Consider the following 12122-nt stretch of genomic DNA (forward strand, 5'->3'; position numbering starts at 1 on the left):
GGGGGGAAGGCCATGTCGACAGAAACAGTTGGTGTATTAGTGGTAGCTGCGGTTTTCGTCTTGATGTTTTTGCGCGTACCGATCGCCATCGCAATGGTCATTCCCGCGAGTTTTGCGATTATTTTCCTGCGGGGGTGGGATACGTTAGCATCGGTGATCCACAGTGTGGTATGGACTCAAAGCTATCATTACACGTTGAGCACCATCCCGTTATTCGTGCTGATGGGACAATTGCTGTTCGCTTCTGGAGTGACCGATGATTTGTTCAAAACTTTCAAGAATTGGTTCGGTAATCTGAAAGGTGGACTCGGAATGGCGACGATCGGAGCTTCAGCGATGTTCGCGACAGCTTCCGGCTCCAGCGTGGCGACTACCGGAACCATGGGGGTCATTGCGACAAAAGAGATGCTGAAAGGCGGCTACAGCAAAAGCTTGGCGGGCGGTTCGATTGTCGCTGGCGGTGCTCTCGGCATTCTGATTCCGCCGAGTACAACGTTTATCGTCTACGGGATGCTTACGGAACAGTCTGTTGGAAAACTGTTGACTGCCGGCATCTTTCCCGGTATTTTGCTGACCTTGTTCTTCATGCTGACCATTTACATTTGCGTGTTGATCAAGCCTTCCATGATTACAGCTGCAGTTCCTGAATACGTCAGCTGGAAAGAGCGCTTTTCCTCACTGAGTTCGAATATCTGGATTCTTCTGTTGTTCGTACTGGTGATGGGGGGCATTTACTTCGGCTATTTCACAGCTACGGAGTCGGCGGGAGTCGGTGCATTCGGTGCATTCCTGATCGGGGTCATCCGCCGCCGGTTGAATCTGAAGAGTTTTACGGAAGCGTTGCTCGGTACATTGCGGACGACCGGTTTTTTGTTCGCCATCATTCTTGGTGCGTTCATCCTCAACTATATCCTTATACTGACACGAGTTCCGAATTTGTTGGCAGAGTTCCTGCTGACAGCCGATTTATCCGCTACCATGATTTTTGTATTGATCATCTGCCTGTTCATCCTTCTGGGCGCAATTATGGATTCGTTGGCGATGATGGTGGTGACGATTCCGATTTTGATGCCGATCCTCGAAATCCTGAATTTCGACTTGATCTGGTTTGGCGTCATGATTGTCCTGGTCGTGGAAATCGCTTTGATTTCACCACCGATCGGCATGAACGTCTTTGTGCTGAAAGGGGTTACCAAGGATCTGGAAATCGTCGATATCTTCAAAGGGGCGACGATATTCATCGTCCCGATTCTGGCAGTGGTGATCCTGTTATATATTTTCCCGGATATCGCCTTGTTCCTGCCAAATACAATGGATTAACAACTAACCAATAGAATGGAGAAGATTTTAATGAACTTGACTGGAAGCAAAAACTTATATGAAAAAAAGAATTTCGCCCGCCTGCCTGAATTCGGCAAACTGGCACCGGAAGCGTTTAAAGCTTTTGTACAATTTGACACAGCGGCCTTGCAGGAAAACGAGCTGTCTGCGAAACTGAAAGAATTGATTGCTGTGGCAGTCGCACATGTGACAGGTTGCCCTTACTGCATCGACCTCCATGTCAAAAACGCGAAAAACCTTCATATGTCCAAAGAAGAAATGGCGGAAACAATTTTGGTCGCGACAGCTTTAAAAGCGGGTTCTGCGATGGCACACGGCGTCAACGCGCTGAATGCCTATGATGAAAATCCGGATGAAGAACTGTATAAAGAAGTATACTTCAGCCGCTTAGCGGAATTCTCAAAATTGAACGGTGATGCGTTCAGTGCATTTGTCAATTTCGATACAGCTTCCCTGAAAGCGGGCTTATTGACTGCCAAAGAAAAAGAATTGATTGCTGTGGCAGTCGCCCATACAACCGGTTGTCCTTACTGCATTTCACTGCACGTAAAAGGCGCTAAGAAACAAGGAGCAACGAAAGAAGAAGTGGCAGAATCCATTTTTGTCGCCACCGCATTGAAAGCCGGATCGGCATTGGCCCACGGTGTAAATGCATTAAATGCTTACGACGAAGAGTAACATCCCGGGCTGATGCATATGCTGGACCAGAAATCCCAATTGGAAGACACGTCAACGTGTCACTAGTTGGGATTTTTTATATGATGGGAAGTACGGGCTAGTCAAATAGAATCAGAAACCATATAATATAGAGAAATCAATTAGGCGCTTCATATAGAAGAAACCTGAAGGGACGAGTGTTTTGAAAGCTAAGTACATACCGGTGATCTTCTGGGCGCTGTGCATCCTGCTGGCCACCAACAACTATAATTTTCAGTCGCTGCTGTTCGCTCAGGAAATCGGCTTCCATATTCGCCTGTTCCCGAATCTGTCGGATTTGTTCATCACAAGCGATATCCATTTGGAAAGCGGGACCTATGTGTTCCAAAAAATCGGCCATGCCCTATCCTTCGGCATCCTGTTCCTGTTGTTGGCGAAGACCCTTGGGGACAACCGGAAAGCAATCGTTCTGGCCAGCTTGTTTGCCTTCTTCACGGAATTCCTGCAGCTGTTTTTTGAAAGAAGCGGAAGGTTGAGCGATGTCCTGATCGATGTCGGGGGCATTTACCTGGCTTACCGCTTGAGCGCCTATGTGAAATCACAGGGAGGCATAAGTCCGGCTTTCTGGAACACGGTACAGAAGATTGCCGGGGCATTTGCGGACGAAAAGCCGCGCTGATTGGCAGGAAATAAAATCACCGCCTCTTCGATGGTTGAAGGGGCGGTGATTTTTTACAGTTTATTTTAGTTTGGACTGACTAAGATCTTCGCTTGGCTCTTATCGACTGTCAAAAGTTCCAAGCCGTCTTTGACCAGATCATTCAGCTTGATTTGCTTGGTGATGACTTTTTTGACGTCGAGCTTGCCTTCAGAAATGGCTTTGATGACAGGAGGGAAGTCGTTGGCATAGGCAAGTGTGAATTCGATTTTTGCTTCTTTGAACAACAAGGCGTTCGGATCGAAAGTCAGTTCCTGCGAAAAGCCGGCCACGACCAGCAGCGTCCCTTTCCTTTTCAATGCGGACAGGGCTGTTGAGAAGGTCGGCTGTGCACCTGCAGCTTCAAATGCTACTTGGACACCATTGCCGGTAATTTCCATAATTTTTTCGGCGGCGTCTTTATCTTTCGGATTGATGGTATAGGTGGCACCAAGCTCCTTAGCTTTATCCAGACGCTCCTGGGATATGTCGACGACAAAGGTTTCAGCAGCACCAGCCGCCTGTGCACAAAGCAGCAGCAACAGGCCGATTGGTCCAGCTCCGAAAATCGCCGTGGAATCACCGAACTTCAACCCGCTTTTCAGGACGGCATGGTAAGCGACTGCAGTCGGCTCCACCAACGCCCCTTCTTCAAGAGACACGTTGTCCGGGAGTTTGTGGAAATACTTCGAGTCGGCAACGGCATACTCCGCAAACCCGCCATCTGAAGCCAGTCCCAAAAAACCGACATTCGACACTTCACAAAGGTTGTAATCGCCTTTGCGGCAAAACTCACAGCTGCCGCAGTACAATACCGGCTCGATCGCGACCCGGTCGCCGACCGCAACATTCGTCACGCCTTCTCCAATTTCTTCGACCGTCCCTGCAAATTCATGGCCGAGCACCAAAGGTACCTGGCGCCCTGAAATCGCATGTTTTTCATAGGCGATGCCCAATCCGTGATGATAGGCATGCAGGTCGCTTCCGCAAATTCCGGTCCACGCCACTTTTACTTTCACTTTCCCTTCGGTCACTTCCGCCACTTTGAAATCTTCAATCCGCACGTCTTTCTCTCCGTAAATGACTGCTGCTTTCATTTCCCGACACGTCCTTTCTGGATTTGCATTGCTTGTGTTCTGCCTCTCCAACTACCTGCTTTTTGTCCAAGTTGAATAGATGATCTTTAACTCCGCCGAGAGCAGAGTGTCAGGGAATTCAACTCACAAAATCATATAACTTAGGAGGGCATACGCTCTCATTGTATTTATAATTGAATATTCAGTCAAATAAAGTTTTTTTTATGTACTAAAGGATAGCGATCTCCACTGGGACTTGCTCCATCTGATGATTTCTGGATAGTGAAGAAATAGGTTGTATCACAGTCCCGATTTCTTCATAATTAGATAGGAATATAGTCATGAACCAATGAAATCGAGGAGTGGCAGGGAAATGAAAAAAAGGATAAAGGCGTCAGGAATTATTTTGGGAGTAGGAGCACTGCTCATGGCAGCGGGTTATTATTTCATCGTGCAGAATTCCTCAGGGGCAGGGGAAATCTCGGAAGTGGCCGATAAAATCGAGGAACGCGAAGGACAAGAAGTGGAGGCCGAAAAGCCTGAAACTGGAGAAGACGAAGCTGATATGAAGGAAGTCAGGCTGCAAATCAATCTGCATCAGATGACGCACCAGAAAATCATCGCTGACAAGAAGAAAGGCGCCATCGAGATGACGCCTGACAATATCGATGACCTCCTGACAATCGTCGAGGCCAACAAGGACCATTACGAGCACAGTGATTTTTACGAAACGACTTTAACCGCGTGGAAACAAGGCGACTTCTCCAATGCAGTCCATGTCCACAACACCATTTGGGATTGGCACGGGGGCACTGTCGGAAGAGCCACTGGCTTGATGACCGCTGAGCAGGAGCGGGCTTTTGTGGAAAAGCATTATAGGTGAGTAAGAGTTGTCAAAGTCTGCGGAAAACGATTTGCAGGCAGTGTGAAAAAGAGGTTGAATCCCATTGAAAATGATGGAATTCAACCTCTTTTGAGTGGAAATCTGCTATTTGGTGCCTGGCACCCACACAATTCAATTCACCCTCTAGCCGACTTGTAATTATTGTACTCTGGCACCACGGAGCGGTCCACATACAGATGGAAGAACCATTCACCGGCTGAAATGACCAATGCAGCAACCAGAGCCGGCGTCACCATTTCAAAATTCTGTCCCGTCAACAGCCAGCCGATCAGCCAAATGACCAGAAACGCCGTGACGAAATCAACAAAAGTCGCTACGGTATTGCGCGTCGACTGATTTTCCGGACTGCCGGCGTTCAGGAAAATCATGATGTCGCCCATCGCATAGGACAACGCCGTCAGCGCCAGGCTGATCAGCAACGTATCAACGAACGGAACATCGAACATCCACGTGAGAACAAGTAAAAGGACAATGGCCACCATCACAAATTTGATTGCAAGTGCAAGAAGATGTCTCAACGGCTTTCCCTCCTCCAATAAATTCTAGTTATCAAGAATTTACCCGTTTTCACGGGGAGTATGCCAAAATGTGAAAATAACAGGGAAAGCCGCCTCTTCGGTTGGAAGAGGCGGCTTCTGATTTTATTACCGTACATTCATTTCATTCGGATGGGCGCCTTTGCGGCGGTCCTTGTTGAGCTCGTCGATTTCATTCATCTCGGATTCCGTCAAATCGAAATCGAAAACATTGAAGTTCTCCTCGATGCGTGACGGCGTCACCGATTTCGGAATCACAATCGTACCGTTCTGCAGATGCCAGCGCAGCACGACCTGAGCCGGGGATTTGCCTTTGGTATCGGCGATTTTCTGGATGTTCCCATCCTTCAACACGTCGCCGCCCTGGTCAAGCGGACTCCAAGCTTCTAGGAATATGTCATGCTTGGCGCAGAATTCCTTCAATTCATTTTGTGCAAGGTAGGGATGGCATTCGACCTGGTTCAGGACCGGGGGAATGTCGCATTCCGCAAGCAAACGCTCCAAATGCTCGACTTCGAAATTGCAGACGCCGATCGCTTTGACGCGGCCGTCTTTATACAATTGCTCCAACGCTTTATAGGTATCGATATAATTATCGAATTCCGGAGTCGGCCAGTGGATCAGGTACAGATCGACGTAATCGAGGCCAAGGCGCTCGAGGCTTTCCTCAAAAGCGCGCAAGGTATTGCCATAGCCCTGGTCGCTGTTCCACACCTTGGTCGTGATGAACAGCTCTTCACGCGGCACGGAAGTTTCCTTCAGCGCTTTGCCGACACCTTTTTCGTTTTGGTAGATCATTGCGGTATCAATCGATTTATAGCCCGTCTCGAGCGCTTTCGCCACAGCAGCCGTCGCCTGATCGTCTTCAACCTGCCAGACACCAAAGCCCAGCTGCGGCATTTTTATTCCGTTGTTCAGTGTAATAAAATCCATTATGCATTTCTCCTTTTGTGTTGTTCTGTTTAGAGTAAATGTTTACCCAGTACTTCGCAACTCTAAGCATTTAGTTGAAGGAATCTGTGGAAGGCCGTCGAAATAGGAGTAAGAGAGGAGATGAAAGCCATGAGTATGCAAAAAATTGTCGAAGCGGATTTGGTGCGCGACGAGTACGGCAACTATTACAAAGTGGTCGGCACCCATATGGAAGAGGACAAGCTGACAGGCATCGAAGTGTCGAACCTGTATTTCGAAAAATCCTTCGAGTCCGGCGTCGATAGCCTCGACGACACATATAAGGACAAGCCGTTTGGCGTCTACATCCAGGATCAGGTGAATGCCTATATCGAAGCCATCCAGAAAAACGACCGCCCGATCTACGGCATCCGCGACTTGATGGTCAACCGCATCAACGTATTCGCGGTCGACATCACCCAGCCGCATCCAAAACGCAATTCGTACTAGCAGGAACCAAGCCGATTCTGGAAATACGACCCGTTATCCCACAAATACGACTCAATCCGAACGAAATACGTTCCACTGTGCCTAAAATACGATCCGCAGCAGAAGAAATACGCTTCTTAAGCGGAAAGTGCAGGCCTGAACTTTCCTTGTTCTGGGCATTCAGGGCTTTTCAACGATGATTATTTCCACCGGCAGCGGGTAAAGTATAGCAACAACAGTTCAGGAGGGATCCATCATGACCAGAAACGATGAACACAAGCAAAATCCGGAACATAGCGGGGACCACGATGAGTCGACGCTCGATAAAGTCGTCAAGAAGACAAGCGAGATGTTAAGCGGCAGCGACGAAGGCTGGGAATCCGCCGGCAAAAACGACGTGCGTGAAACTGCAGGTGACGACTTCCAGAACGCACCCGACGAAGGTGCAGGGGATGTCCCGACTGATGACAGAATCATCCGCGATCCGGAAACCGGCGAAGAGACATTCGTGAAGAATGACAATAAAAAATGGTCGCGTTAAATGGCACACCTGGAAGCCCATTCCACTACTTGGAATGGGTTTTCTGCGTCTGATTGTGATAAACTTTTCTAAAGGAAATTAATAGAATATTAAATTTTTAATTGAAAAATATAGTTTATTTATTGGAAGGGGATGGATGAGGATGGTCACTAAAATAGAGCGGATTCAGCAGGAAGCATTAGTGCGGTATTTGGCATTCGAGGAGGAGCGCAGGGTGGCAAAACAGGCGGCGACTTCGAAGGAACGGATGATGACGCGGTCGAGCATCATCAACCATCATGACAATCTGGCGATGGAGCGCATCATCAATCAAAGTGATTTGTTTCCGATTGCGCATCTGCAGGCGGGTCTCGATGTCAGCAAAGCCGTTTGCCGCATCGCAATCCGCAGCCAATCAGGCCAGCTGCAGAGCTACGGCACCGGGTTTCTGGTGGCGCCGAACCTGCTGCTGACGAATAATCATGTGCTGGAAACGCCGGAAGCGGCGATGTACGCGGTGGCGGAGTTCAATTACGAGGATGATGTCCAGTTCATGCCGCTTGATATCATCAGCTTCCGCCTGGATCCGGAAGCGCTTTTCATCACCGACGAGGCGCTGGACTTTACGCTTGTGGCGGTGGAAGAAAACAATCAGCACGACATTCCGTTGACCGATTTCGGCTATTTACCGCTGTTGCCGAAGCCCGGGAAAATCCTCGAAGGCGAATACGTGACCATCATCCAACATCCGAATGGTGGTCCGAAAGCAATCACCATCCGTGAAAATGAAGTTAAGTTCATCTCTTCCGATTTTGTCCAGTACGTCAGCGATACGGAACCGGGTTCGTCTGGCTCGCCAGTCTTCAATGACCAATGGGTGGTCGTCGCCCTGCATCATGCGGGCGTTCCGGACCCGAAAGACAATCGTCTTTGGATTGCCAATGAAGGCATCCGGATCAGTTCGATCATCCATCATCTCAGTGAAGCGCGCAGTAGTTTGGAAGACGACCGTTCACGTAAACTGCTGGATCAATTGCTGGCCGTCGTCATGCCGGGTTCAGTAGCCGAGCCGATGGAAGTGGGGATTCTGGAAGAGGATTGGTACGCCGATGCTTCCGGCTACGACCCTGCATTTCTGGGCGCCGGGTTCGAAGTGCCATTGCCGGTTCTGGGAACTGCCTTAATGGACGACGCTGCACAGACGAGCGACGGCAAAACCGTTCTGGATTATACCCATTTTTCGATTGCCATGAGCAAGTCGCGCCGGCTTGCGTTCTACACGGCGGTCAATATCGACGGCAATCAGCTGGTCGATGTCAAGCGCGGCAACGACCGCTGGTATTTTGATCCGCGGATTGACGAAGCCTACCAGATCGGACCGGAATTTTATCAATCAAATGATATCGACCGCGGCCATTTGGTGCGCCGCCGTGATCCAAATTGGGGCATCGATGCGGTGAAGGCCAACGAGCATACTTTCCATTTCACCAATTGCTCGCCGCAGCATAAAAATTTCAACCAGAAAGCGTGGCTCGATCTGGAGGATTATGTATTGGATAACGCGCGCGAATCCGGCATGAAGATTTCGGTGTTCACAGGTCCAGTGTTCCGGGACGACGACACGAGTTACCGTGATGCGCAGATTCCGGACCAGTTCTGGAAAGTGGCGGTGATGGTGAAAGACGAAACTTCCCTGTCGGCTACCGCCTATCTGCAGACGCAGGAAGATTTGATTGTCGGGAATCTGGAATTCGTCTACGGGCAATTCGGGACGTATCAGGTGCCGATTTCACAGATTGAAAAACTGGCCGGTCTTGATTTCGGCAACCTTAGTGAGGCGGATCCGCTCGCAGAAGGACAAGTCGCGCGTGTCCAGCGAAAAGAGGATATCCGGCTATGAAGACGATTCTGGAACTGGAAGGAGTCACGCGGCGAAGAGACGACAAGTTGTTGTTGGAGGACGTCAATTGGCAGATCCGTAAAGGAGAGCACTGGGTGCTGTATGGCTTGAACGGTGCCGGCAAAACGTCGCTCCTGGATTTGATCAATGCGTATTTTTTCCCGACGGAAGGAAAAGTCACCGTGCTCGGCCTGGAGTTCGGCAAGACCTACCTGGCGGAAAAGCTGCGCAGCCAGATCGGCTTTGTGTCGGCGTCAGTCCAGCAGAAGTTGCCCACTTATGACAATGCCTATGAAGTGGTCCTGAGCGGAGCGTTCGCTTCACTCGGCCTGTATCAGGAAACGACCGAAGCGATCGACCGAAAAGGCGTCGAGATCCTTCGGGAACTGGGCTGCCTCGAGTACGCCAACCGGAATTACCATACCCTGTCGCAAGGCGAAAAGCAGCGCGTGCTGATCGGCCGTGCCTTGATGGCCGACCCGGAGCTGCTGATTCTGGATGAGCCGACGGCCGGACTCGATTTCATCGCCCGCGAAGAACTGCTCGAATTGATCGCCGCCATTGCCCAAAAGCCGGACGGTCCGACCATCATCTACGTCACCCATCATATAGAAGAAATCTTGCCGGAGTTCAATAAAACCCTGCTCTTGAAAGCGGGCCGCGTCTTCGCTTCCGGCGACACAGGCGAGCTGATCACCAGCGAGCATCTTTCTAATTTCTTCGACATGCCGGTAAACGTCGTCTGGAGCAACGGGCGTCCGCTGCTGTCGAAGGTTCGGAAAACAGTAGATGGCTAAGTGCGGGGACCCAAGCGAAAACCGCTTCGGTCCGAAAGTACGCAGCGGAAAGCGCAGGCTTGCGCTTTCCCGGGCTTGGGTATTTAAGGGGTTTTCGGGCTCCGGCCAGTAGTATGCTCCGGTTGGACAGTATTCAGGCTGAATGGACAGTATTTGCAGCCGGTTGGACTGTATATTGTCCAATTCGGATTGTATATCCAGTTAACTGGAAAAAAGTGGCGGCAACACGCCATATCTTCCCCTAAAATCCTGCCCGACAAGACACCTTCTTGCCGGACAGGGTTTTATTCTGCTGAAAATCGCCTTTAAACTATCTGAACAGTCTGTCTATTGTGATAAACTGGCGTTAGACAACTCAGATTCTCACACCTTACCAAACTATTCGAATGGGAGGAATTGCTATGGCAGAGGGAATTCACAGGATTTTAGAGGCACGGGGGATTCAGGTACCGGAGGCGCACCAGGAAATGCTGGCGCAGCAGATGCAGGCGGTGCAGCAATTGCGCAACACGGTGGACAATTCGCAGCTGAAGGATTTCGATATGGCGCTGACGCATGTACCGGGAGGTGAGCGGCCATGAATGAAGAATTAGCGGCACAATCGATCGGGGAACTGGCGCCGAAGCTGCGCGACAAGCAGGTGTCACCCGTTGAACTGACTGAAGCGGTGTTGGCGAATGTCGATGCCTACAACAGCGACGTCAATGCATTTATTCGCGTGCAGAAAGAACAGGCGCTGGAATCGGCGAGGCAGGCGGAGCAGGAGATCCAAAGCGGCAATTACCGCGGCTTCCTGCACGGCATTCCGATGGCGCTGAAGGATATCTTGTATTTCAAAGATGAGCCGACGACGATGGGCTCGAAAATCCACGAAGGGTTTATTGCCGACTTTGACGCGACAGTCGTCTCGAAGCTGAAGCTGTCAGGCGTGACCTTCCACGGCAAGCTCAATATGCACGAGTATGCCTGGGGTGCGACGACCACCAATCCGCATTACGGCGCCTGTAAGAATCCGTGGGACCTGAGCAAGATTCCAGGCGGCTCGAGCGGCGGGTCGGGTGCAGCAGTGGCGGCGAACATGTCGATCGCTTCGCTCGGTACGGATACTGGAGGTTCGATCCGGATTCCGGCGTCGAGTTGCGGCATCATCGGCTTGAAGCCGACGCATGGCCGCATCAGCAAATACGGCTGTTTCCCCTTGTCGTGGAGCCTTGACCATATCGGCCCGATGACGAAAACCGTTTTTGACGCAGCGCTGCTTTTGGAAGTGCTCGGCGGCTACGACCCGAAAGATCCGACTTCCGTCGACCAACCGACGCAAAATTATTCCGGAGGGTTGAATGAAGACGTCAAAGACCTGGTCATCGGCATCGAGGAAAGCTATTTCTTCAAGAATGTCGATAACCGTGTCAATGAAGCTGTGCAGAATGCATTGCAGCAGTTGGAGAAGCTGGGTGCGCGGATTGAACCGGTCCGGATTCCGTCGCTTGCAATGGCCGAATTTGCGGAGCTCGTCACGATTACGACTGAAGCGAGCGCCATCCACCACGACAATTTGGTGAAGCAACCGGAGAAATTCGGCGAAGATGTCCGCTTTTTACTGGAGGTGGGCGAGTTGATGTCGGGCGTCGATTACGTGCAGGCTCAGCAGATCCGCCGCAAGCTGGATCTCGATTTTGCAGCGGCATTCGAAAAAGTGGACGTTCTCATTTCACCGACCTTGCCATTCCTGTCACCGCCGATCGGCGACAGCACCGTCGACATCAACGGCCAGGCGCTGAGCTTTTTGGACGAAGTCATCCGCTTTACCGGTCCCGGAAATCTCACCGGATTGCCCGCACTCAGTATCCCGTGCGGCGTCCGCGATGGATTGCCGGTCGGTTTGCAGATCATGGGTCCTGCGTTCCAGGAGGAAAAAGTCCTCAACGTCGCCTATGCGATCGAAAAGCTTGAGCTGATGAAAGGCCAGAAGCCAAGTTTGAAAGTCCTTGGCTAGGAGACGACGCGTTGCGCATGGAATATGATCCACTGCGCGCCAAATACGATCCATAAGGGCTGGAATGCGATTCACTACGAATAAAATACGTTCCGCAGCACAAAAAATACGATTCTGAAGCGGAAAGCGCAGGCTTGCGCTTTCCTGGGCTTGGGCATCCAAAGGGGTTTTGGGGCTCCGGCCGGTATTATGCTACGTTTGGACAGTATTCCAGCTGAACGGACAGTATTTGTTGTTGGTTTGGTCTTCTGTCAATAAAGTGGACAGTGAAATATCTTTCTTTTTCTCCAAGAAACGCTATCGCGCTTCGCTTGATCG

At 50.6% G+C, this 12122-nt stretch carries 13 protein-coding genes; 10 read left to right on the top strand and 3 right to left on the bottom strand.

What is annotated here, in order from left to right; translation table 11 throughout:
- Nucleotides 1-12: 12 nt before the first annotated feature.
- From Q0785_RS19615 to Q0785_RS19625, 3 genes are all read left to right on the top strand, one after another.
- Nucleotides 13-1320: a TRAP transporter large permease gene (locus Q0785_RS19615; RefSeq protein ID WP_298834316.1), complete on the top strand. Its 1308-nt coding sequence runs from the start codon at nt 13-15 to the stop codon at nt 1318-1320.
- A gap of 30 nt (nt 1321-1350) precedes the next feature.
- The gene (locus Q0785_RS19620) at nt 1351-2019 is read left to right on the top strand and encodes a carboxymuconolactone decarboxylase family protein (RefSeq protein WP_298834319.1); all 669 of its coding nucleotides are present in this window, start codon (nt 1351-1353) and stop codon (nt 2017-2019) included.
- A 181-nt stretch (nt 2020-2200) separates the two neighbouring features.
- Complete coding sequence (locus Q0785_RS19625; protein WP_298834325.1) at nt 2201-2677, top strand: VanZ family protein; 477 nt, start codon at nt 2201-2203, stop codon at nt 2675-2677.
- Between the two features lie 65 nt (nt 2678-2742).
- Here Q0785_RS19625 and Q0785_RS19630 read toward each other — a convergent pair whose 3' ends face one another.
- Nucleotides 2743-3792, bottom strand: coding sequence for a 2,3-butanediol dehydrogenase (locus Q0785_RS19630; protein ID WP_298834328.1), 1050 nt, complete (start codon nt 3790-3792; stop codon nt 2743-2745).
- A gap of 352 nt (nt 3793-4144) precedes the next feature.
- Between Q0785_RS19630 and Q0785_RS19635 the strand changes: the two genes are divergently transcribed.
- Complete coding sequence (locus tag Q0785_RS19635; RefSeq protein ID WP_298834331.1) at nt 4145-4654, top strand: DUF6241 domain-containing protein; 510 nt, start codon at nt 4145-4147, stop codon at nt 4652-4654.
- Nucleotides 4655-4791: 137 nt separating this feature from the next.
- On the opposite strand, the gene Q0785_RS19640 is transcribed toward Q0785_RS19635, so the two are convergent.
- Nucleotides 4792-5193 carry a DUF2512 family protein gene (locus Q0785_RS19640; protein ID WP_223634510.1) on the bottom strand — a complete coding sequence of 134 codons (402 nt, stop codon included), beginning with the start codon at nt 5191-5193 and terminating at the stop codon, nt 4792-4794.
- 126 nt (nt 5194-5319) lie between these two features.
- Nucleotides 5320-6144: an aldo/keto reductase gene (locus Q0785_RS19645; protein WP_298834335.1), complete on the bottom strand. Its 825-nt coding sequence runs from the start codon at nt 6142-6144 to the stop codon at nt 5320-5322.
- Nucleotides 6145-6273: 129 nt separating this feature from the next.
- On the opposite strand from Q0785_RS19645, the gene Q0785_RS19650 reads away from it, so the two are divergent.
- The 6 genes from Q0785_RS19650 to Q0785_RS19675 all read left to right on the top strand — a co-directional run bounded on the left by Q0785_RS19650 (nt 6274) and on the right by Q0785_RS19675 (nt 11804).
- Entirely contained in the window at nt 6274-6612 is a 339-nt protein-coding gene (locus tag Q0785_RS19650) for a hypothetical protein (protein ID WP_298834338.1), read from the top strand.
- Nucleotides 6613-6847: 235 nt separating this feature from the next.
- Entirely contained in the window at nt 6848-7132 is a 285-nt protein-coding gene (locus tag Q0785_RS19655; protein WP_298834341.1) for a hypothetical protein, read from the top strand.
- 142 nt (nt 7133-7274) lie between these two features.
- Nucleotides 7275-9011 carry a DNA/RNA non-specific endonuclease gene (locus Q0785_RS19660; RefSeq protein WP_298834343.1) on the top strand — a complete coding sequence of 579 codons (1737 nt, stop codon included), beginning with the start codon at nt 7275-7277 and terminating at the stop codon, nt 9009-9011.
- Nucleotides 9008-9808, top strand: a complete 801-nt coding sequence (locus tag Q0785_RS19665; protein ID WP_298834346.1) for an ABC transporter ATP-binding protein — start codon at nt 9008-9010, stop codon at nt 9806-9808. The genes Q0785_RS19660 and Q0785_RS19665 overlap by 4 nt, the downstream gene beginning before the upstream one ends.
- A 401-nt stretch (nt 9809-10209) precedes the next feature.
- Nucleotides 10210-10389 (top strand): hypothetical protein, encoded by a 180-nt coding sequence (locus Q0785_RS19670; protein ID WP_298834349.1) that lies wholly within the window; start codon nt 10210-10212, stop codon nt 10387-10389.
- Complete coding sequence (locus Q0785_RS19675) at nt 10386-11804, top strand: amidase (RefSeq protein WP_298834352.1); 1419 nt, start codon at nt 10386-10388, stop codon at nt 11802-11804. The genes Q0785_RS19670 and Q0785_RS19675 overlap by 4 nt, the downstream gene beginning before the upstream one ends.
- Nucleotides 11805-12122 lie beyond the last annotated feature (318 nt).

It is taken from the genome of uncultured Planococcus sp. (assembly GCF_947501725.1).
In the GTDB taxonomy this organism is placed as follows: Bacteria; Bacillota; Bacilli; order Bacillales_A; family Planococcaceae; genus Planococcus; species Planococcus donghaensis_C.

What these genes read in the sequence shown, in the direction of transcription:
- Q0785_RS19615 (WP_298834316.1), top strand. Translation starts at nt 13, where the DNA reads ATGTCGACAGAAACAGTTGGTGTATTAGTGGTAGCTGCGGTTTTCGTC.
- Q0785_RS19620 (WP_298834319.1), top strand. Translation starts at nt 1,351, where the DNA reads ATGAACTTGACTGGAAGCAAAAACTTATATGAAAAAAAGAATTTCGCC.
- Q0785_RS19630 (WP_298834328.1), bottom strand. Translation starts at nt 3,792, where the DNA reads ATGAAAGCAGCAGTCATTTACGGAGAGAAAGACGTGCGGATTGAAGAT.
- Q0785_RS19635 (WP_298834331.1), top strand. Translation starts at nt 4,145, where the DNA reads ATGAAAAAAAGGATAAAGGCGTCAGGAATTATTTTGGGAGTAGGAGCA.
- Q0785_RS19645 (WP_298834335.1), bottom strand. Translation starts at nt 6,144, where the DNA reads ATGGATTTTATTACACTGAACAACGGAATAAAAATGCCGCAGCTGGGC.
- Q0785_RS19650 (WP_298834338.1), top strand. Translation starts at nt 6,274, where the DNA reads ATGAGTATGCAAAAAATTGTCGAAGCGGATTTGGTGCGCGACGAGTAC.
- Q0785_RS19655 (WP_298834341.1), top strand. Translation starts at nt 6,848, where the DNA reads ATGACCAGAAACGATGAACACAAGCAAAATCCGGAACATAGCGGGGAC.
- Q0785_RS19660 (WP_298834343.1), top strand. Translation starts at nt 7,275, where the DNA reads ATGGTCACTAAAATAGAGCGGATTCAGCAGGAAGCATTAGTGCGGTAT.
- Q0785_RS19665 (WP_298834346.1), top strand. Translation starts at nt 9,008, where the DNA reads ATGAAGACGATTCTGGAACTGGAAGGAGTCACGCGGCGAAGAGACGAC.
- Q0785_RS19670 (WP_298834349.1), top strand. Translation starts at nt 10,210, where the DNA reads ATGGCAGAGGGAATTCACAGGATTTTAGAGGCACGGGGGATTCAGGTA.
- Q0785_RS19675 (WP_298834352.1), top strand. Translation starts at nt 10,386, where the DNA reads ATGAATGAAGAATTAGCGGCACAATCGATCGGGGAACTGGCGCCGAAG.